Origin of the sequence: Paenibacillus sp. L3-i20 (assembly GCF_022180385.2) — a bacterium.
Lineage (GTDB): Bacteria > Bacillota > Bacilli > Paenibacillales > Paenibacillaceae > Pristimantibacillus.
Map to the genome: position 1 here is coordinate 872646 of NZ_BQME02000002.1, position 21414 is coordinate 894059.

The window sequence follows — 21414 nt, forward strand, 5'->3', positions numbered from 1 at the left end:
TCATGAAATCAGAGCGAATAATACCTATAAATTCTGATGGAATGGTGGGAGCGATATGGAATCTCTAGTGAAAGTACATGTCATGCATACGGGTGAGGTGAAAGTAGATCGGGCATTGCCCTTTAAAGAGCTAGGCGAGGTGCCGCCCGTCAATGTGAGAGGGGAACAATTTCAGAAGTGGCTACCAATATCCTCTTACTTGATCGAGCATCCGAAAGGTCGAATCGTCGTTGATTCAGGTTGGCATGAAGAAGTAAGGACGAACCCTCTGGAGCATCTGGGGGCTGCGGCTCATTTTGTGGAATACCGGCTCTCACCGGGTTCGTCTATTAGGGAACAGCTTGCGTCTAAGGGTCTATCTCCAAAAGATATTGATCTCGTCGTAGTTTCGCATCTGGACGTGGATCATATCAGTGGATTGAAGCTGCTTGATGGAGCGAAACGTTTCTATGTGAGCGACATCGAGCTAAAGCATGTGCAACCGTTCAAAAAGAAGTGGTATGAAGGTCTGCCGCTGGAAACGTTTGAATTCGAATCCATTCCCCATGGACCTTACGGATTAGGGAAAGATTTGTTTGGCGACGGTCTGATTTATTTAGTGTTTACGCCGGGACATACAGCAGGGCAAGTCTCTGTTCTCATACGACTGGAGAACGAATGGCTATTGCTTGCTTCGGATGTCGGGTATTCTGAGCGTTCATGGAAGGAGATTTTGTTGCCCGGTATAACGGTGAGTCAAGAGCAAGCGCTCGAATCGTTGAAATGGGTGCAACGCTTTTCTCAAAGGAACGATTGTTTGGCCGTCCTAGCCAATCATGATCCTGTTGTACAACCGACTGTCTATGGTTGAGAGGTAGTAGACAAAGATAAACGAGATGAGAAGTGAAACTAATCACAGCGGAAGCCTAAGAGCAGGGGGCCAGTCTGTGCGGAATCTCTCTAGGCTTCACAAAATTGACCATTTGAATATTTCTATCGAAAATCCTAAGTAAAATGATTACTTTATCGTCAACATGTACAGTTAATACTGAAACTCTTTAAGAAAAAACATGAAGGTTTCCAAACGAGGATCGCGTCATAAACGGACTAATCAAATTTTTTAAGAACAAAGATAAAAAAACGAAGCACATGAAAAAATGTGCTTCGTTTTTTAAAGGAGGAAAAGAACAACTTATTTTTCTGAACAATTCACCCAAAATATGTTGTTTTAGTTCATTTTAATGATTAAACTAACGGATAACAGTAGGTACACGGCAATCGGTGAGATAATCTACTGAACGATTAGCTATTCGATAATGTATATGTTTTTTATGAGGGCAAGGACCGTAGTCAATTCGTAGATTTCCCCAAAATGTAAATACAAATCAGCCCCAACGTAGAAATTCAGGTTGAAATTCTAGGTATCGTAGAAACCTTGGACGAGCTTGTAAAGAATTCGCCTGAATAACAAGAATATCTCACCGCTGAGGAGGGAAGCAACAATACGGATTAATGACTGATCTTCCGTAATTTAGCTTCATGTTTTAATAAAAAATCCGGAAAGGAAGTTTTATCTATGAAACCTCAAATAACCGTAATCACGTTGTTAACGAATGACGTTACCCGAATGACTCGATTTTATCGGGATGTGCTTGGTTTCCCAACTATTGTCGACTCTGAAGAGTACGTGGAGTTTGAAAATAGTGGTGTGCGCCTATCCATTTGTTCCAATCAATTAATGGCGGCTAATACAAATGACCATCCTTCTTATTCTGAAGCGCATAGGGGACAAGCTTTTGAATTATGCTTCCCGTGCGATTCGCCTGAACAGGTCCACTTAGCTTATGAGAAAATTATTGCAAATGGCGGTACTGCAATTAAAGAGCCTGCGCTCATGCCATGGGGACATACAGCCGCTTTTTTTGCCGATCCCGAAGGAAACATCCACTCCATCTATGCAGAATAACAAGCCAAGCAAGGGTTAGGTATTTCGACTTTCAATATAGTACGAATTGTATTAATAGCATTGGTTCTACGTCATTTGGCAGGTTGTAGTCATTAAAGCATTGAAAACAAAGACAAAAATATTACGGAACTTTTCCATGGATATTAACCTGAGAGAGTGAGCAGTAAAAACCGTCTCATTATGTTTGAAGATTCCTAGGAGACGTTTACATGTTTTATTGACGATCCTGTAAATCTCCTATATTTTCATAAAAATATAGGAGAAGGGAGAAGGTTACATCTGAATCTGGACAAGCACACTCTACGGCTTCTTCCCGAAGGTTTATATTGACATCGCAACGCTCCTCATTAACAATCCTGTATCACGAACTTTCCGGTCGTGTGATCATCATTCACAAATGCTAAAATCAAAGGCAAGGCTCTTACCGGCAAGCAAAAAGGATTGAAATTCGCATGCAATTGCATCAGTAACCGCTAGTTATTGTCATCCGGCCACCCATCATCTTGGGAAAAGGGATATCCCCCCATTTTATTGCCATCATCTTCATCGCTAAAGGTATTCTTTAATCAAATTCTTTGATTTTGACATCGTCCAGAATCGTATTTCCCCAAACAGGGAGCAAGCTAGTCTCTCCCGAAAAGCTACTTCCAGCTAACGAACCGTTATGAAAAAAGGCTCCATCAAAGCTACATTCCTCAAACCGGCAATACAATAATAATGCACCGCGAAAATTGGCGTCGGAAAAACGGCAGCGTGTGAACGTTACATCGTTCGCGATCGCTTTACTTAAATTGCAGCCTGTAAAATCGCAATCGTTAAATTGCTTGCTGATCCTGGCATTATTGAGTTTTGCTCCTCGGAAAGAACAGTGATTGAATGTATGAGTAACAAATCTGCCATCCAGTTTGACCCCGTCAAAGCAACAATTTGTAAATATTGAGGTGTTTAAGCTTGCAGAATCATCGAAACGTGCATAAGACAGATCGACGCCCTGTACTGTCAGGTATTGTATGGTTTCGGTCAGGACTACTCCCCGATAATCCTCTAGTCCAGTATCCGTTTGTCCATAGGGGGATGAGGGGAAGGAGCGGTCTTTTTTATGCAGATTATGTTTGCCTGTAACAGCGGTTAACAATCGATTCACTTCAGCGAGCTGGTCATCTTCCCATCTTGCAATGAGTAACTTTTTGTTCGACATAGACCCTCCTAATATTTTCTGGCATTCCATATGTTAACCAGTCTTATACCGTCAGAATGATAGTGATCTGATGAGACGATTTGTTCCAATGAATAGTTCTTATGGCGATTATAAGTAATAACGTTGCCTTTTCCAAAAAAGTTTCTTTTTACAAAAAGGCTAGCTAACAGGTGGAAATTGCTAGAATTTGATAAAAAAGCACAGGGAATTATGTAGTTGGAATCCGATTGGAGGAAGTAATTGTTTAAATAAATTTGCGTAATCAAGAATGCTTTATTACCCAATTACTCAAATTCAGGAGGTAAAGGGAAATCAAAAGATTTAACAAAAGAAAAGGTAGACCGCCCTAGAAAATTGAATATTGTCAATGAATATCAGGCTGGTATAATATTACTGATGAAGTGAAGGTGCAATTTGTGATTGCAATTAATAAATACTATCATTTTACAAAATCGAATGATGATGTGACTAATCGACGTTATATAATTGCTCAAATGTATTTGGAGAATGAAAAACTATTTATGATCGACTGTTTATAAATCTTGTGATTGATAGTAGAGCTTGAACAAGTTATTCATTGAAAAGCATTGAAAGTCTAGGTATTACAGTGGTGAAAGCTAAACACAGTTCTAAAGGGGTTCAGCATGGGTCAGAGATTTATTGAACAAATTAGACTACTATACATTACGTGGGGACTTATTAATGAAAATGAATAAAAAAACATATCTAAGTAAAGAAGAGATTATTTCATTACCAACCTTATCAGGTACTAACATAAGTGAAGATGGCAAAAACGTAGCATTTGCCAAGAAGATAGATAATTGGAAAGACAATACATATAGAAATCATGTATGAATATACAAAAAAGATAAGGGGCAGAGTTACCCATTAACAACTAGGGATATAGATAGTGCATACCCATTATGGTCTCCAGACTCTAGGAATATCACATACCTTAGCCCCGTTGGTGACGGGAATAATAAGAAGAATCAGATCTTTTTTAAGTAAATAGATGGTTATAGTGGGGATTGCAAGGGGAATTATTGCAGTCTGGAGAGTTTGTGTTATGATAATGAATATATAAAATTATTGGAAATAGGGGAGACATCTATGAAGAGATTCTTAATTGGATTTATTTGTGGTTCCATGATTTTCGGTGGAACGACTATTCTTGCAGCTAATGCGAATGAGATTAAAGCAAAATTAAATTCTGCTATATTAGAGTTCAATGGAAGCATGAAAGCATCAACAGATTCCATACATTATGAAGGAACTACTTATGTTCCTTTGAGAGATTTTTCAAAAACTATTGGTGCTACAATTTTGCATGATACTAAAACTAAAACTTTCAACATTATTGATAGGTATTACCTACAAAAACAAGATATATCATACTTTGTGCAAATCCCTGTTTCCATACAACAAAAAAATATTGAAGTTACGGTTAATTCAATCGAATCAAATAATGATTCTACTATTGTAAATGTAACTGTCGAAAATAAATCTAAACAAAAGTACTCAATTGATGAGGCTAATATCCATTCAGATTTTGGAGTAAAAGGTGGGAAAAGCCGACATCATAAATATATAAAAGAAACTTCTTTTATTTTAGGTCACTATGGTAGTTATGATACATCAAAGAAACGTGATTTTGATAAAGACATTGAAGCAGGAACAACTCTAACTGGTAATTTAGTATTTGAAAAAGTTGATCCTGCTACACAAACTATTGTTTTAACTTTAGGTAGTTCGAAATCTACTTCGTGGATAAATGATTATACCTTTATGATAAACTATAACTCTTTAGGATCACGTTAATAGAAACGATAAATAACCGCGTAAATCGCGGTTATTTTATTTTTTGCATTTTATCCTGTAAACACTAGCGTTGCATTAATGTTCCCTGAATTTTCATAATATTCTGCCATTCATCGATGCGAGCACAAAAAAATCCTTTACAATAGATATGGTAGGTAGCCCTGTCCATAATCCATTGAAAAGGATCATCTCATGGACAAGCATACGCTATTTTCTTCATTTGGTAAATGGCTAGCGCCAATTTGTACGAAAACGTTCATAGATCGCGTGGCGAATAGCGGCCAAGATAAGTACGTGAAGAAGCTCATAACATTAGCAAACTTTAAGTTAATCCTACACGCTGAACTACAGGGACGTGATGGGCGTCGTGATATAGCTGACAATGTGCTATGTGCAGACGTTCAGAAAGAGCGCTTGGGCTCACATCAATCTCTGCCGAATACACAATCAAGTCGACCCTGCACATCTCGACGTTGTTCCTGACAAAGTTACAAGAAACGGGAGTAAAACATCGCTTATTGCAAATCTATCGATGGCTAAAAGTGTTTATGTGGGAGACCTGTGATGTTTGGCTTGCACAAATGAACCGAAAGCCAAGCCGAACATCCGCTGGGCGGAAAAAGAAAGAGATTCCTTGAGTAAAAAGAAACTGTCGCTAACGTACATTTATACATATAACTACCCAATGGACAGAGTTACGTTTAAGTGGTGTTTAACCTTTTGGTTTTTTGAAATATAAATTATTGTCTAACTTTTCAAACTTTTTGTTTTGTAGGTTTATGCAACACTAGTGATTTTCGATACATATTCTTGGCAATGTGCAATGTCAAGAATATGAACCGAATGCCGAAAATGGTCAGAATTTTTCACAAAAAAACCACCCTGAAGGGAATGAGATATATCTTTCACCTCACCTTCAAGAAACTCTTTATATTAAATGCTCTGGTAAAACAATGATATTTATTATACGCCTTTTTTGTTAACAGTGCAGTTATATGATTTATTGTTGGAACATAGTACCCTTTTTTAATTTATGGATTGCAGTTTAGAAGGATTTTCCTCCATTGTTGTCGAATTTCGTAGAACAAGTCTATGAATGGAGGAAAGCTAGCTTTGAAACTAAGAAATCAATTATTGGGTGTAACCGTCATTTTTGCTTTATTATCCAGTGGATCGGATGCTGCATATGCATCTATTCAGAGTTTATCGAAAGGGAAGACGCTGAGCGGGGGAGCTGAACAATACGCGCAGATTGCATCTGCTCAAAATAAAGTAACCGTTGCAAATATTGTGGCTGTTACTAATTTACGCAACGGACCAGGGCTGGATTATGACGTTGTCGCCAAAGCGAAGGCAGGCGAATCCTACCCTATTATTGGCACCGAAGGAGAATGGTATAAAGTATCTCTTTCAGACGGCGGCGCGGCTTATGTTGCAAATTGGGTAGTGGAAACCGTACCGAGTGACAGCAATCAATCTTCTACGAATAATGGACAAAAACCAGATAAAGATGAACAGACCAGCGGTTCCAAAGATAAGGAAGAAATAGTAAACATAGTGGGCACCACCAATTTGCGCAAAGGGCCGGGGTTAGATTATGAGATTGTTACCAAAGCAAGGGCGGGCGAAACGTTTTCTGTCTTAGAATTACAAGACAATTGGTATCAAGTTTCGCTGCCTAGCGGAGGAACCGCTTACGTTGCCAAGTGGGTGGTGAATACAGGAGTTGTCAATAAAAGCGACAGTAAAGTGTATATCTACCATACGCATAATCGGGAGTCTTGGAAAAATGTTTCAAGCAGTACGAAGGGGACTTCCTTCGATGATCCGAAAGTGAACATTACACTTGTAGGCAAGCAGCTGGCGGAGAGTCTGCAGAAAAAGGGGATATCTTCAATTGTTGAAGAAACCGATTTTACTAAAAAGCTGAATGAACAGAAATTAAGCTACTCGAAGGCCTATGCCGAATCGAGGAAAGCAGTAGACAAGGCAATGAAGTCCCATGCTTCCTTGACCTATTTTTTCGATATTCATCGGGATGCGGATATTCCGCGTAACAAAACAACGGTTGTTATTAATGGGAAATCGTATGCTCGCATTATGTTCGTCATTGGGGACGCAAATCCTTTTCATAAGGAAAACAAAAAGTTTGCCGAAGCGTTGAACACACTTTTGAACAAAAAGTATCCGGGCATATCTAGAGGCATATTGCTAAAAAGTGCTCATCAAGGGAATGCTGAATACAACCAGTCTGTCTCTAACGGAAGCCTGTTGCTCGAGTTTGGGGGAGTAAACAACACGCTGCAAGAGAATCTCGATACAGCTGAAGCTTTCGCAGACGTATTTGCGGAATATTATAAATCAATGAAGTGAATGATCTACTATTCATTATCATCATAACGAACAATGTAAAAATCAGGTGAAATGCACCCCCTAGAATAGATATTGGAAAAACCTCTGGTTAAATCCGATGTAATTCTAGGGGGTGTATTTTTATGCCAGTAAAGAAAGTTTAGATGTAGGGATGGACTCGATGAAGTTTCGTGTAGATAATAGAGGAGCTGTAACGGATCTAGAATACAAACACTTTATTCTTGTCATTTATAGGTACACATTCTTGTCATCCGACAATATATGAATGATCAGTATGCCAGGGATTTAAAACGACTCATTTACATATGTACAAAATACACGGTAGCTGCTCCTTGTTTTCGTTAAGTTAATGGGCAGATTAATGATATAAGCCTCTTAGGATTAGTATGCTTAAGTAATAGAAGTATTCTGATGAATACTCTAATGCAAATAAATGCAAATTCCACTTCAGTTAATCTATTTTTTATACAAGTTTTTAATAGTATATTGAGGGAAATAAAAAGTGATTTGGGAGTTTAAAACAGATGTTGTTCCGTAGTTAGTTTTATGAAAGGAAGGTATAGGAGTGAGTATTTATTACGCTTCAAGCAAAGAGGATATCACTAAGGATGCACTCCAAGAGTTATTTCTTTCGGTAGAATGGGAGTCTGGCAAGTATCCAAACGAGCTTTTACAAGCAATCGTAGGGTCTCATTCAATTGTTACCGCTTGGGAAGCAGGAAAGCTTGTCGGTTTAATAAATGCTTTGTCTGATGGTGTTTTAACGGTGTATTTTCATTATATGCTTATTAATCCGAGTTATCAGAGTATAGGTATAGGTAAGGAAATGATGAATATAATGCTTGATAGATATAAAGGGTGTAAAACAAAAGTATTAATTTCTTATCCTCATGCAGTGGATTTCTATAATAAATTTGGGTTTAATACAGAGGATGGAGCTACACCAATGTTTATCTCAGAGTTGATATGACTTAACTAACGGGACAGGAAAGTTGAATCATGATATAGATGAAGCCAATCAACCGATTAGCTACCGTTTTCATTGAAGCAACAGGAAGAATCCGATAATGGATCATCACTGAAAGGTAAAGTGCAGGCTCTTCACGAATTAAGAAATATTTCATTTTGTCAGTATTTTGTCAGTATCTATTTCCCGTAAATTCTCGTTATATATTTTTGAATGTGAAAAACCACAAAATAGCATATTCGAATATACCGAATTTTTTTTATAACATACTCATTCATTCTTCTATTCATCATTTTACGACAAATGATTTCGAACGAAGATATCACTTAAATAGAGTAAGTCATTAAAACTTGTGTCTACTATATTGAGAATGCTCCAACTTTCATGCTTTGTGGTGCATTAGAGAGGATGCATAGATAGATAACGGGCAGGATAACCTGGAAAAGAAAGACCTCACTTAGTGAAAGTTTTTTGGAATATTATTTTAATTTAAACATAGTTTAAGAGAGTAAATCTATTAAAAAGGGATGATTTTGTGAAACCTAATCAAAATCAATTTTATAAGGTTGTCAACAAAAAAAAGGGACTTGTACAGGATTACGGATATTCGGAAGACGGAAAGGAAGTAACTTTGTATCCGTGGCATGGCGGGGATAATCAACGATGGATGTTCATAGCGCTTAATAATAATTATTATGCGATTGTCAACAAGAAAAAGGGCCTTGTAGTGGATTACGGATATTCGGAAGGCGGAAAGGAAATAACTTTGTATCCATGGCATGGCGGGGATAATCAACAATGGTTCTTGCATGATTTGGAAGGTGGTTACAAAAAAGTTACCAACAAAAAAAAGGGACTTGTACAGGATTACGGATATTCGGAAGGCGGAAAGGAAATAACTTTGTATCCATGGCATGGCGGGGATAATCAACGATGGCTTCTTGAAGCTGTAGAAAGCTTCAACCTTCCTTCTGTTCCAACGTATCCTGTACCGGCTGTACCGCAATATGGGAATATAAATGATGTACTACCAGAGTTTACCGAAAAGGTTACAACTCAATTTACGCTAGCACCATTTATTGCGGTTGACGATCCTTATTATAGTGATGGGCAACAACAAATAAAAACTAATTCCTTTTATTTATACATAAGAAAACAATACTGGAAGCGAGTGTCATCGCATACACTTGCTCCGAATGAAACACACAAATATATACAAACCACAGGTATGACACAGGAAGATCAAAATATAGTGTCAAAAACGGTTGGTCATACGATAGGTGTAGACGTAGGATTTCAATTTGGAAAGGCAGAAAAGAGCCATTCTTCTGCTAGTCTGTCTTATCAATATACAACGCAATTAGCAACACATGAAAGTCACACAACGACACAATTGACAGAAGAAACAAAAGAATTGTCAATTGTCAACACAAGCCCCAATATTGTCGCATGGACTAAATATGTATTGGTTTCAGAATATAGTTTACAGCGTACAGATGGTACACTCGTAAGGGAACCATGGACAGTAACAGATCCAAATACCACTAGATCCAGTTATTACCCACCAACAGCAAGTCTTTTGGATAATTAGAACATGCAAAGAGAACATATAATTTTCAAGTACTGAACTTAGAAAAACTTTGGGAAAAAGGGTTCCACATATTAGTCATGACTAATATGTGGAACCCTTTATTATATCTGACTTTCATAAATTCAGGTCTTGATAAGCTGAGTAAATACAGTTGTAAACTGATTGACCATATTCGGAGACCCTGTTCAGTGCGATCGGTACGACGGAGACGGTTGGTTTTCACCTACACTATCAAAGGAAAGAAAATCATTAATTGCGGATCTTGCCATCAGAAGAGAACGACCGTTTTTTTTATCAACTGATCCAGCGGCAGATCCCAGTAAAACAAGTAAGAATGGATGTACTGAAAGATATTAGACCAGAACTTTTCCAGAAGAGGATGAAGTTTGAACAGCCACTTTATTTAATATCCACGTCTTTGGGTATAGAGTTTGAGTTTATAATTAAAACTTCAAAATTGAAGTGTTGACTCTTGAACAACTCCATAGTTTATTCTTGATTTCAGATAGACAACATCAATTCAAGGTGGTTAGGACAATGGTGAAGAGTCATTACGATATTATAATTATTGGTGCAGGTGCAGGTGGGTTAAATGCTGCCCTAAAAGCAGTGGAGTTAGGAAAGCAGGTCTTGCTTGTTGAGAAATTTAAGCCAGGTGGGGAGTGTACTTGGGCAGGATGTATTCCAAGTAAGGCATTAATTCAAATCGCCGATGAAATTCATACAGCTAAAAAATATGGGAATATTGCTATTCCATCAAATGTTTTGAATGAAGTTAGAAGGCTTACAGAAGAAGCTCATCAAGGAGAAACTGTTGAAATACTCGTTGGAGAGGGAATTGAGTATTTGAATGGAACTGCAAGATTTGAGGATGCTAATACCATTCATGTTAATAATGTCTCAATAAGTGCAGATTATTTTGTCATAAGTACTGGTTCTTCTGCATTTGTACCACAAATCAAAGGTTTGGATGGCATAAACTACTTGACGAATGAGAATGTGTTTACATTAACAGAGTTGCCTAAAAGTCTGATTGTTGTTGGAGCAGGTGCAATAGGAGTTGAGTTAAGTCAAGCTTTTAGCCGTCTAGGTGTACAGGTCAAACTCGTAGAACGAGCTGAACATATCTTGATTAAAGAAGACTCAGAGTTGTCTCATCGACTTGAGAACATTTTAGTATCGGAAGGAGTAGAGGTATATACAGGCTTTAATGCCGAAGAGGCATGCGAAAAGGAATTGGGAGTTTCGTTGAGCATAGCTAAAGATGGTCATAAAGAAGTGTTGCAAGCGGAAAAAATTCTGTTTGCACTTGGTCGTAAACCGAATATAAATAGTTTGAATTTGGATGATATTGGCGTAGTGTATACAGCCAAAGGAGTTCAAGTAAACGAGCACATGCAAACGAATATCCCTCATATTTATGCTGTTGGTGATTTGGTAGGCCCCTACATGTTCTCTCATATGGGAGCGATCCAAGGAAAACTTGCTGTTAGTAACGCATTTAATGATAATAAAGATAAAATGTCTGATGAATATGCATGGTGCACTTTTACACATCCGGAACTAGCAAGAACAGGTCTTACTGAAGAAGAGGCACGTGAAAAATATGGAGAAAGGATTAAAGTATTTACAAGAGGTTACAAGGAAGTTGATCGTGCAGTCGTTGATGGGAAAACGAATGGTTTTGCAAAAGTCATCTGTGATCTTGAAGGCTATGTTCTCGGTGCAAGTATCTTAGGTGAGCGAGCTTGCGAAATGTTAGGAGAAGTACAATTGATAAAAACACTGCATTTACCTTTCTCTGTCTTAAAGGATAGTATTCACCCCTATCCTTCATACAGCGAACTGTTGTTAGGCTTAAGCAAAGACGCTTCTTTAGCTTAACAATAAATCAGCCAGAATATTTCTGGCTGATTTATTATTTTAGACCATGAAAAGATGAAGGGTTTGTCACAAGAGAGTACTAGTATTTGAGAGTATTACCCTGTGTGGCAAGATTGAAGATGAGTTTAGCACTATGACGGTCTACTATACACATCAAGGAGGGAATGAAGATGTCTGATCAATATTTTAAAACAGGCGATATAGCCAAATTTCATAATATTAGTACAGATACGGTGCGTTTATATGACAAGGAGGATCTCGTGAAACCATCTCTTGTCCGTGAAAACAAGTACAGATACTATACTTTGCAAGAAGTGATGAATCTCGGACATGTGACTATGCTCCGAGAACTAGACCTTCCCATTAGTTCGATCAAAGAACGGTTGAATTTCAATAACATTAATGATGTGTCGGCCTTTCATCATATTCAGGTGGACAATCTATCAGAAGAAATTAAACAATTAGAAAAAAAAATAGAATATCTCCAAGTTTTCAATGAGAAACTGAATTCTTTCTTAGATGCCCCTAATGAGATAAAGCTGATTGAGAATTCTTCCTTATTCATTTGTAGAGGGATGGAATTCGCATGGGGCAAAAATACTGTAAACTTGAGTTCGTCCTACGAAAATGAAGGAGTGGACGACTTATTTTGGACTCGAACATCATTGATCAGCCGATATTATCGTAAGCAGCTAGATCAATCTACAGAGACTAAAATGTATTGTTCAAATATTATTAGCAGTGAATGTGATGCGGCCGAAGATATAAATTTTAAACGTGCCTTGCGTTTTAACTATGTAGGAAATCCATTTGAAGACACTGACTATATGCAAAACATCGATGAACAAATCAAGGGTTACTGTAAAGAGCATAAACTTACACTATCCGAAGAAAAATATGAGGTTTTTCTCATTTGTTTGTCAGATGAGAAAAAATCTGAAAATTATTATATTCATGTGATATACCCGTTAATTTAGAGCGGAGTGACGGTTGTCTCCAATTAGGTAATTATATAAGAGCAACTATTCGCATTAAAAGATTAAGCTAATACTCGACGTCAGAGAGGAGGTGCATTTTGTATACAATACAGGCAGGATCGTTCGTTCTGAACGGGCAAATACTGCTCATTTTTCTCTTCGGTTTAACAGGATGGGCTTCTCTTCGACTATACTTGCGTGGTCAATCGAATGCCGAGCGTATTGGTGCAATCGCTACGAATGCTTTTCTGATATGGTTTGTGGTCTGGAAAGGTAGTCTCATATTGTGGGACCCTGTGGCAACTTGGGAACAGCCAATTTCGTTGCTTTATTATGATGGAGGAGAGAAAGGCATATGGATGGCCTTCATAGCTGTAATCGCATATGTGGTTTGGTCTACCCGTAAGGCCGATTTTGCGCCAGCTGTTGTAGCAGCCGCAGCTTCAGTCTATATACTTGGCGGTTTTATGGCTTATCATATTGCGTTAGCCTTGTTGGATTCCGAAAATAAGTTCTTTCATGCTGGCAGTGCGGTGCTCTCGATAGGAATGTTGTTGGCCTTTTATATGACCGATAAGCCTGTCGGATGGAGAAAGCTTGTCGTGCGTTGGTTTTGGGTGATGCTCGGCTGGACGGGTATTTGGTTCCTGTATCCTTCTAGGGACTTGATCTTGTTATCGTTCAGCAAGCAGCAGATAGTAGGTATGGTATTGGGAACGGTATTGTTTGTTATTGAACGCAGACTCGAAAGGAGAAATGGATCATGAATACCGTCACGTTGCTAATCGCCGTTGCGGCGGGAGCACTTTCGTTTCTCTCGCCCTGTGTTTTTCCGCTTGTTCCCGCATATGTATCTCATCTGACGGGTGCTTCAATTATGAACGGCAAGATCGAAGTTGAGCGTAAGCTGCTTGTGATGCGGTCGATAAGTTTTATAGTCGGATTCAGCCTTGTCTTTATCGCGATGGGGGCTTCCGCTACAATGGTCGGTAGTTTGCTTGCAGAGTACCGGGATTTGGTACAAATGGTGAGCGGATTTCTCATCATCGTATTCGGAATGCAGATGATGGGGTGGTTAAACCTTCGGTGGTTAATGTCGAATAAAACCTGGGACGCAGCTAACGTGTCCACTAACAGCGGTATGACGAAGTCTTTCCTGACGGGTTTAGCTTTCGGTTCGGGCTGGACGCCGTGTGTCGGATTGGCGCTGTCTTCGATCTTGCTGATGGCCAGCACTGCTGATACCATGTGGAGCGGCATCTTATTGTTAGCGCTCTATTCGTTAGGGTTGGGGATACCGTTCTTGTTGATCGCGGTTTTATTAACAGTTTCTACCGGCATCATCAGTAAAATGAATCGTTATGTTCCATTATTATCAACGATTAACGGGCTGATCTTTATTACCTTGGGCCTGCTACTCTTTACTGGCCAGATGCAAAAAATAGGAGCATGTCTGGCTAGATACGCACTTTTCGATATTTCGCTTTAAGTACAGGGGGAAGAGAACTTGAAGAAAAGTCTGATTGGAATTATCGCATTACTCTTGCTAGCGGGATACGGTGTCTATGATTACACAAAACCTAAGGATACTTTACAAACTGATAACGCTGTCAATGGTCAAGTGTCTGTAGGAATCAACCGAGGAGAGGCTGCGCCAAACTTTGAACTTGTTGATACGTATGGTGAGCCGGTACACCTTTCGGACTTTCGCGGAAAGAAAGTACTTCTTAATTTCTGGGCAACCTGGTGTCCGCCATGCCGAGTAGAAATGCCGCATATGCAGAACATCTATGAGGATTACAAAGACAAAGTAGTCATTCTCGGGGTCAACCTCACGACAACCGAAGCGAGTATGGAAGACGTCGGACCGTTTGTCGAGAAATATGGATTGACCTTTCCGATCGTTCTCGACGAACAAGGAGAAATTATGCAAACCTACCGAGTTGTTGCTTATCCGACGACATACGCCATCGATCGCGATGGAGTAATTCAAGAAATTTTCCGTGGTGCGATTGATTATAGAATCATGGAGCAAACGCTGGAACGGATGGATTAAGGAGCGTAATGCTCGAAAACTCAAATTGGTTACCGTTACGACTTGTCCGATGGGAAGATCAATGGAAGACGTCTTGCATCAAGCTTGCAACTCTCTGTCAGAGATCGAGTTTGAAATCGTTTATGCCGATTTGTAACCAGAATTAGCGAACAGATGGATGATTACGACGAACCCGACAACTATTCTGCTTGACGGAAAGGGAGAAGAACGAGATCGCCTTGAGGGATTCATGGAGACCGACGAAGTCATGGCTGTCATGCGTGACATAAACAAACAATCGTTCCTACGGCGAACCTAGAGGTGCGGAGGAGGTATATAATATCTATCTCTTTCAAAAAGATACGCTTGTCTCATACGTAACAGAATACAAAAACCAGATGGCGGTTAAAACTCCGAGAATAACGGCTATTCGCCTGTTATTGAAGGAAAGAACAGAAGGACTTAGTAATCCCTTTCCACCATTATCCCAATTAACGGAGGTTATTTTGAAGAACGAATAGGAGAAGTTGCTATTCTGATGAGCGCATCTGTAAGTCTCAACGATATATCATACATGTCCATCTGCGGATTTTTCTATAAAGGGTTAAGTTGGGAGCCGCAATGCGAACTAGAGTGGAGAGAAGCTCAATTATTTAATAATTTAAATACAGGGGTTGACGAATATGAAGCTATGGCTTATATTTGTTTTAATACCCCTACGGGTATATGTATTATTGTTTTAGAAATGAAAAGGACGGCTAAACGAATTATAAAGAGTTCTTTTTTTGGTCAGAATAATACCCATACGGGTATGCAGGTGATCGAAAATAAGCACACTAATCTTGCCAGTCCCGAAAAACAGAAAGGCGGAGACCCCCTTGGATATTGCTTGGATTCTGACATTGTTTGTGATCGGGTTTGCCGGATCTTTGATTTCCGGGATGGTCGGTATCGGAGGCTCCATCATTAAGTACCCGATGCTGCTTTACATTCCGCCGGCACTGGGCTTCGTTGCATTTACAGCACAGGAGGTATCCGCAATTAGTGCAGTACAAGTATTCTTTGCTTCGTTAGCTGGGATATTCGCCTTCCGAAAGGGAGGCTATATCAATAAGTCTCTCGTTTTATACATGGGAGTCGCTATCGTAGCCGGCAGCTTCGCCGGTGGTTATGGCTCAAAGTTTATGCCTGATGAAGCCATTAACCTGACGTATGCTGTTCTTGCACTTGTAGCTGGTGTTATGATGTTCCTTCCCAAAAAGGGAGACGAGGAAGCTGACTTCACGAAGCTAAGTTTTAATAAAACTCTTGCGGCTAGCTTGGCTGGCCTTATCGGGATACTATCCGGTATTGTGGGAGCAGCCGGTGCATTTATTATTGTTCCCATTATGCTTGTTGTCTTGCGAATCCCTACACGTGTTGCAATTGCTTCATCATTAGCGATTACCTTTATTTCTTCCATCGGCTCAACAGCAGGGAAACTTATGGGCGGCCACATGCTGCTCATTCCATCAATCGTCATGGTTGTAGCCAGCACAATCGCATCGCCGCTCGGCGCTATGATTAGTAAGAAGCTTAACACAAAGGTATTGCAATGGATTCTAGCGGTTCTTATTGTTGCGACGGTCATAAAGTTTTGGCTTGATATTTTGACCTAGGGAAGGATGATTAACGATGAAGTCGAAGCAATGTAGCGTGTGAATTTTTGGTAGCCATGAACTATAACGTAATCAATATGCCTGCGGTATGACCGCATAGCAAGGGGACATTCAATAAGGAAAATAATTATTGTAGGGGGAAATGTTCACCATGACAACGATACTTAAGGTTGATCGGACACTCGAATGCGAAGGCTTAGCTTGTCCCCTTCCGGTTGTAATGACGAAAAAAGCAATCGAAGAACTAAACACTGGAGAGGTTTTAGAAGTAAAAGCAACCGATAAAGGCTCTGTAGCAGACCTGCAAAGTTGGTCCAAACGGACTGGTCATCAGTATATCGGACTTAAAGAGGAAGGCGGGGTATTCCGCCATTACATCCGCAAAGCCGATCCAATTGAGACAAAAGAGGACGTGAAATTTCAACACACGACTTCACTGGATGAAATTCGCAATAAACTAACATCTGGAGAGAAGTTGAACATTCTTGATGTACGTGAACCAGCTGAGTACGCTTTCGGTCGTATTCCCGGAGCAGTATCAATCCCTGCAGGAGAGCTGGAGGCACGTTATCGGGAGTTGGATCCAGAAAAAGACTATCATGTTATCTGTGGTACTGGCATCCGAAGTGACATGGCATGCCGTACCTTGGCTGACAAAGGTTTTTCAAAGCTGAAGAATGTCATTCCGGGTATGACCGAGTGGGATGGCGACGTGGAGAAAGACGTTTGATAACAAGGGGATAAGTTCTAGTTTCACAACAATTTAACTACATTAATTAATTGGAGGAATAAAAAATGTCTAACAAACTCGCAATTATAGCAAGCAATGGTGGATTGTTCGATGCTTATAAAGTATTCAATATCGCTACGGCAGCTGCCGCTACGGATACTGAAGTTGCCATCTTCTTCACTTTCGAGGGCTTGAATCTCATTCATAAAGAAACTTATGCTCAGCTGCCAATGCCGGCCGGCAAGGAGCACTTCGAACAAGGCTTCAAGACGGCCAATGTCCCATCCATTCCAGAACTTGTTGGCATGGCGCAAGAAATGGGTGTGAAGATTATTGCGTGCCAGATGACGATGGACGTTATGAATCTCAAGAAGGAAGATTTCATTGACGGTATTGATGTTGGCGGAGCTGTAACGTTCCTTGATTTTGCTCAAGATGCTAGTGTGACATTAACATTCTAATTTAATGCCTAGAGGGGGAAACAACATGACTACGAATACCATTACGAAGATGTCGGCAAAAGAAGTTGCACAACTAGTTCTTGAAGGAAAAGAAATATTTATCCTCGATGTGCGAAATGAAACTGATTTTGCTGACTGGAAAATTGAAGGCAGTAGCGTGCAGATTATCAATATCCCATACTTTGATTTGATTGATAGCGTTGATCCTGCGCTTGAACAAATTCCAGTTGGTAAACCCGTACTTGTCGTATGTGCGAAGGAAGGCTCGTCGATATTTGTTGCCGAGCAAATAGCTGAAGCTTGCAGAAGCAACGTATCTTATTTGGAAGGCGGGATGAAGTCGTGGAGTGAATACCTGGAGCCGATTAAGGTTGCAGATTTGACGGGTGGAGGCGAACTATACCAGTTTGTACGTATCGGAAAAGGCTGCTTATCTTACGTAGTGCTTTCAGAAGGTGAAGCTGCGATTATCGATACAAACCGTATGATCGACCAGTATGAGACTTTCCTGCAAGAAAAAGGAGCCAAGCTAGTTCATACAATCGATACGCATCTTCATGCCGATCATATTTCTGGAGGCAGGGCTCTGGCAGAAAAGCACAGCGCGACCTATCACTTGCCTGAGAAGGATGCAGGTGAAGTAACGTTCCACTACGAGAAGCTTGAAGATGGTAAGGATATCACCGTAGGCAGGGAGCGAATTATTGTACATCCAATCTACTCTCCTGGACATACAATCGGTTCGACGTCGTTTATTATCGATAATAAATTTCTGTTGTCCGGCGATATTTTGTTCATCGAATCAATTGGCCGTCCAGATCTGGCAGGGTTGGCTGAGGATTGGGTTAGTGACCTTCGAGAGACGCTCTACAACCGGTATAAAAATCTGTCTGAAGACTTCATTGTTCTGCCAGCGCATTTCGGTAAAATAACCGAACTTGGCGAGAAGGGGCTAGTATCTGGTCGACTAGGTGACCTCTATAAGCAAAACCCAGGCTTAAACATCATGGATGAAGGCGAATTCCGCAAGACAGTCACCGAAAACTTACCGCCTCAGCCAAACGCTTATCAGGAAATTCGCCAAACAAATATGGGAAAAATCAATCCGAACGAAGAAGAACAGCGTGAAATGGAAATTGGTCCAAACCGCTGTGCCGTTCACGACAACTAATAATTCTTGGAGGAATGTATGATGATCAGTGATAAATTGTTAGACGCAACAGGATTGGCATGCCCGATGCCTATCGTTAAAACAAAAAAGTCCATTGATGAATTATCATCTGGGCAAGTGCTGGAGGTTCATGCTACCGACAAAGGTGCCCAAAATGATCTGACAGTATGGGCCAAAAAGACTGGCCATGAAATATTGGATAGTAAGGAAGAAGAAGGGGTCTACAAATTTTGGATTAGAAAGGGCTAATATAGAAGTGGAAATGAGCTTAATAGATTTCTCATGTTGATCACATACCCCTATAGGTATAAAATTGATATATACTCCTTGCGACAAGAGGGGGGGATGAAAGTTTGAGTGTGCTGCATATAGCGGTGATCATTATAGGTTTTCTGCTCCTATCAAGAATTATTCGAGGATGGCTGCCGGTCAAAGGTCTCACCTTTATAACTGAACAACAATTTTTCGACCGAATTAAATCTGCCGATGTGCAGATCCTTGATATTCGAGACCCTAATAATTATGAACAAGAACATCATCCAAACACTATAAATATTTATCTGGGCCGCCTTCCGTATCTTTATAAAAAGGAGTTGGACCAAGACAGTGAGATTGTGATCATTTCATCATCTAAGTCTACAATACGCAAAGCGGCACGGATCTTGAAAAAAGCCGGCTACAATCATCTATCCGGTGTGCTTTGGATCGGAATCAACGATTCGAAGAGTAAGGAAGGGCAGACAAAAGCGAATATTTCTATAGTATCCTAATTTTTACCCATTTTAAGCCCCATACCCGTATATGGATTTCTGCTTTCATCATTGCGAACGGAGCAGCTGCATGCGATCATGAGGTTACGATTTTCTTCACATTTTGGGGACTAAATGCACAGCGAAAAGACCTGCTTGTTCCGGTCAAAAATGGGTTATTGGAAAGGGTATTTACCTGGTTGATGCCGCGTGGTCTGAAGCAAGAAGAATTGCTGGATGGCATTGAATATGCCGGCGTTGTAGCCTAGCTGGGCGATGCGACGGAAGCGAAAGTTAACTTGCTCATCTAAGTTCGAAAACGGACATCACCTTCGCATTTGGTGTACTGTAAACCTAGGGAACTATGTTCATAATATACCTATCCGCTTAATAGGAGAGTGTGGTTTTCATGAAATATGATGATGTAATGTCGTAGGTCAGCTTTGTGCTATTTGGAGCGCAACGGACAAGGCGATTGCCTATATCGTGGCAGTTAATTTGGAGCAGTGCCTTGTTGAACAAATGGAACAAGGGCAAGAAACCGGACAGGTTGTGAAGCAAGCGGTTGATCTGCTTATCAACAGCAGATAAGAAAATGTAAGGAATGATGATAAAATGGATACATCAACGATGATTAACATTCTTATCGCTTTAGTCGTTATTTTGTTCTTTTATAAACTGTTTGCTCCGGTTAAAGGAGTACGCACAATAAATTCTATAGAGTTCGAACAAGAGCGAAAGTCCATTCAAGACGCCATTCTCATCGACGTCCGTGAGCCGCATGAATTTAAGTCGGGGCACATACCAGGGGCGAAGAATCTTCCGCTATCTCAATTGAGCAGCAGAATGAACGAACTGCCAAAGGATAAACCCGTATTTGTTTATTGTCAGAGCGGAATGAGAAGCAAACGGGCTGCAGTAATTTTCAAAAAAAACGGTATCCCCAGTATAGTGAACCTACAAGGCGGCATAATGGCTTGGCATAGCTCTCATCGGAAATAAAAAAGGAGTCCCTTACACTGATATGCTCCCCAAACGGTAGACAGGATAAATAATAAAAACCTGTTGCTGTAAGGGGATTTTTTTCATGTCCAAAAATCACTTTAGTGCACCAGAGAAAATGGCTATTCTTGATGAACTGAAGAATGGAGAGATTGGTCTTAAGGCTACAGCCATTAAATTCGGTATATCTAAAACAACATTAGTGAAATGGCGACGTCGGTATGAGGTTTAGGGATACGACGGTTTAGAGAAGCACATTCAAAATCGAACGTATACCGCAGAGTTGAAGTTGCAGGCTGTGCAAGACTACCTTAATGGGGGGTTGTCCCAATATCAGATTATTGATAAGTACAAAATAGCTAGTATAACGCAACTTGCCAGTTGGACGAAGAAGTATAATGGTCATAACAGCTTAAAAACCTATTCAGGGGGAAAGAAAGCTATGACAAAGGGGCGTTCAACAACGTGGCAGGAAAGAATCGATGTGGCTCTCTACTGTATTGCACATCAGCATGATTATCAAAAGACAGAGGATAAGATATGCTGAAAGATGGCAGAGGGCGTAAAAAAGCAACGGAAGAGCTAACCGAAGCAGATCACCATAGACTCGCGATGAGGAAGCTGGAGTATGAAATGGAGCGACTTCGAGCGGAGAATGCTTTCTTAAAAAAGGTACAGGAATTCCAAAGGAGGCGAAGCTAAGCGAGTACCGTCAGGAGAACCTCTACCTTGCCATTCATTCTGTTCAACTAGAAGGGTCATTCAGTATACAAATGTTAGTAGTTATAAAGCTAAAAAAGTATGGTGGGTTGACGAACCGGAAGCAGTGAAGGAAGCGGTCAGGAAATATCTATT

At 40.1% G+C, this 21414-nt stretch carries 26 protein-coding genes and 2 pseudogenes; 26 read left to right on the top strand and 2 right to left on the bottom strand.

Annotated features, from left to right (window positions below):
• Positions 1-55 precede the first annotated feature (55 nt).
• Both MFF31_RS17310 and MFF31_RS17315 read left to right on the top strand, forming a co-directional pair.
• On the top strand, positions 56-850 hold the full coding sequence (locus MFF31_RS17310; protein ID WP_238189550.1) for an N-acyl homoserine lactonase family protein: 795 nt from the start codon (positions 56-58) through the stop codon (positions 848-850).
• A gap of 705 nt (positions 851-1555) precedes the next feature.
• Positions 1556-1945, top strand: coding sequence for a VOC family protein (locus tag MFF31_RS17315; RefSeq protein ID WP_238189551.1), 390 nt, complete (start codon positions 1556-1558; stop codon positions 1943-1945).
• Between the two features lie 562 nt (positions 1946-2507).
• On the opposite strand, the gene MFF31_RS17320 is transcribed toward MFF31_RS17315, so the two are convergent.
• Positions 2508-3143 (bottom strand): pentapeptide repeat-containing protein, encoded by a 636-nt coding sequence (locus tag MFF31_RS17320; protein WP_238189552.1) that lies wholly within the window; start codon positions 3141-3143, stop codon positions 2508-2510.
• A 264-nt stretch (positions 3144-3407) separates the two neighbouring features.
• Here MFF31_RS17320 and MFF31_RS25320 point away from each other — a divergent pair.
• From MFF31_RS25320 to MFF31_RS17345, 7 genes and pseudogenes are all read left to right on the top strand, one after another.
• A pseudogene (locus MFF31_RS25320) lies at positions 3408-3593 on the top strand (hypothetical protein); the annotation flags it as partial.
• A gap of 252 nt (positions 3594-3845) precedes the next feature.
• A pseudogene (locus MFF31_RS17325) lies at positions 3846-4148 on the top strand (S9 family peptidase); the annotation flags it as partial.
• A gap of 105 nt (positions 4149-4253) precedes the next feature.
• Positions 4254-4961, top strand: a complete 708-nt coding sequence (locus tag MFF31_RS17330) for a stalk domain-containing protein (RefSeq protein ID WP_238189553.1) — start codon at positions 4254-4256, stop codon at positions 4959-4961.
• A 192-nt stretch (positions 4962-5153) separates the two neighbouring features.
• The gene (locus MFF31_RS25460; RefSeq protein WP_375541326.1) at positions 5154-5444 is read left to right on the top strand and encodes a DUF4372 domain-containing protein; all 291 of its coding nucleotides are present in this window, start codon (positions 5154-5156) and stop codon (positions 5442-5444) included.
• Entirely contained in the window at positions 5351-5599 is a 249-nt protein-coding gene (locus MFF31_RS17335; protein WP_248565513.1) for a hypothetical protein, read from the top strand. Before MFF31_RS25460 ends, MFF31_RS17335 begins: the two co-directional genes overlap by 94 nt.
• A 475-nt stretch (positions 5600-6074) precedes the next feature.
• The gene (gene spoIIP, locus MFF31_RS17340) at positions 6075-7334 is read left to right on the top strand and encodes a stage II sporulation protein P (protein ID WP_238189554.1); all 1260 of its coding nucleotides are present in this window, start codon (positions 6075-6077) and stop codon (positions 7332-7334) included.
• 565 nt (positions 7335-7899) lie between these two features.
• Positions 7900-8304, top strand: coding sequence for a GNAT family N-acetyltransferase (locus MFF31_RS17345; RefSeq protein ID WP_238189556.1), 405 nt, complete (start codon positions 7900-7902; stop codon positions 8302-8304).
• A 1-nt stretch (position 8305) separates the two neighbouring features.
• On the opposite strand, the gene MFF31_RS17350 is transcribed toward MFF31_RS17345, so the two are convergent.
• Positions 8306-8458 carry a hypothetical protein gene (locus MFF31_RS17350; RefSeq protein ID WP_248565514.1) on the bottom strand — a complete coding sequence of 51 codons (153 nt, stop codon included), beginning with the start codon at positions 8456-8458 and terminating at the stop codon, positions 8306-8308.
• Positions 8459-8836: 378 nt separating this feature from the next.
• Between MFF31_RS17350 and MFF31_RS17355 the strand changes: the two genes are divergently transcribed.
• The 17 genes from MFF31_RS17355 to MFF31_RS17430 all read left to right on the top strand — a co-directional run bounded on the left by MFF31_RS17355 (position 8837) and on the right by MFF31_RS17430 (position 21261).
• Positions 8837-9892, top strand: coding sequence for an RICIN domain-containing protein (locus tag MFF31_RS17355; protein ID WP_238189558.1), 1056 nt, complete (start codon positions 8837-8839; stop codon positions 9890-9892).
• 462 nt (positions 9893-10354) lie between these two features.
• Positions 10355-11776 (top strand): dihydrolipoyl dehydrogenase family protein, encoded by a 1422-nt coding sequence (locus MFF31_RS17360; RefSeq protein WP_248565515.1) that lies wholly within the window; start codon positions 10355-10357, stop codon positions 11774-11776.
• A gap of 170 nt (positions 11777-11946) precedes the next feature.
• Positions 11947-12753, top strand: coding sequence for a MerR family transcriptional regulator (locus MFF31_RS17365; RefSeq protein ID WP_238189561.1), 807 nt, complete (start codon positions 11947-11949; stop codon positions 12751-12753).
• 98 nt (positions 12754-12851) lie between these two features.
• Positions 12852-13520, top strand: a complete 669-nt coding sequence (locus MFF31_RS17370; protein ID WP_238189564.1) for a hypothetical protein — start codon at positions 12852-12854, stop codon at positions 13518-13520.
• Positions 13517-14242 carry a cytochrome c biogenesis CcdA family protein gene (locus MFF31_RS17375; protein WP_238189565.1) on the top strand — a complete coding sequence of 242 codons (726 nt, stop codon included), beginning with the start codon at positions 13517-13519 and terminating at the stop codon, positions 14240-14242. The genes MFF31_RS17370 and MFF31_RS17375 overlap by 4 nt, the downstream gene beginning before the upstream one ends.
• Before the next feature lie 18 nt (positions 14243-14260).
• The gene (locus MFF31_RS17380; protein ID WP_238189567.1) at positions 14261-14809 is read left to right on the top strand and encodes a peroxiredoxin family protein; all 549 of its coding nucleotides are present in this window, start codon (positions 14261-14263) and stop codon (positions 14807-14809) included.
• Positions 14810-15186: 377 nt separating this feature from the next.
• On the top strand, positions 15187-15309 hold the full coding sequence (locus MFF31_RS25250) for a hypothetical protein (RefSeq protein ID WP_282570507.1): 123 nt from the start codon (positions 15187-15189) through the stop codon (positions 15307-15309).
• 357 nt (positions 15310-15666) lie between these two features.
• Positions 15667-16446 (top strand): sulfite exporter TauE/SafE family protein, encoded by a 780-nt coding sequence (locus MFF31_RS17385; RefSeq protein WP_238189569.1) that lies wholly within the window; start codon positions 15667-15669, stop codon positions 16444-16446.
• A gap of 151 nt (positions 16447-16597) precedes the next feature.
• Positions 16598-17176: a sulfurtransferase TusA family protein gene (locus MFF31_RS17390; protein WP_238189571.1), complete on the top strand. Its 579-nt coding sequence runs from the start codon at positions 16598-16600 to the stop codon at positions 17174-17176.
• 65 nt (positions 17177-17241) lie between these two features.
• Positions 17242-17637: a DsrE/DsrF/DrsH-like family protein gene (locus MFF31_RS17395; RefSeq protein WP_238189573.1), complete on the top strand. Its 396-nt coding sequence runs from the start codon at positions 17242-17244 to the stop codon at positions 17635-17637.
• Positions 17638-17662: 25 nt separating this feature from the next.
• A complete protein-coding gene (locus tag MFF31_RS17400; protein ID WP_238189575.1) occupies positions 17663-18808 on the top strand; it encodes an MBL fold metallo-hydrolase in 1146 nt (381 codons plus the stop codon).
• Between the two features lie 21 nt (positions 18809-18829).
• Entirely contained in the window at positions 18830-19057 is a 228-nt protein-coding gene (locus MFF31_RS17405; protein WP_238192113.1) for a sulfurtransferase TusA family protein, read from the top strand.
• 110 nt (positions 19058-19167) lie between these two features.
• Positions 19168-19578 carry a rhodanese-like domain-containing protein gene (locus MFF31_RS17410; protein WP_238192115.1) on the top strand — a complete coding sequence of 137 codons (411 nt, stop codon included), beginning with the start codon at positions 19168-19170 and terminating at the stop codon, positions 19576-19578.
• A complete protein-coding gene (locus tag MFF31_RS17415) occupies positions 19572-19826 on the top strand; it encodes a DsrE/DsrF/DrsH-like family protein (RefSeq protein ID WP_238192118.1) in 255 nt (84 codons plus the stop codon). Before MFF31_RS17410 ends, MFF31_RS17415 begins: the two co-directional genes overlap by 7 nt.
• A 346-nt stretch (positions 19827-20172) precedes the next feature.
• Entirely contained in the window at positions 20173-20559 is a 387-nt protein-coding gene (locus MFF31_RS17420; protein ID WP_238189576.1) for a rhodanese-like domain-containing protein, read from the top strand.
• Between the two features lie 85 nt (positions 20560-20644).
• A complete protein-coding gene (locus MFF31_RS17425) occupies positions 20645-20791 on the top strand; it encodes a helix-turn-helix domain-containing protein (protein WP_238189578.1) in 147 nt (48 codons plus the stop codon).
• 308 nt (positions 20792-21099) lie between these two features.
• Entirely contained in the window at positions 21100-21261 is a 162-nt protein-coding gene (locus MFF31_RS17430; protein WP_238189579.1) for a hypothetical protein, read from the top strand.
• Positions 21262-21414: the final 153 nt, after the last annotated feature.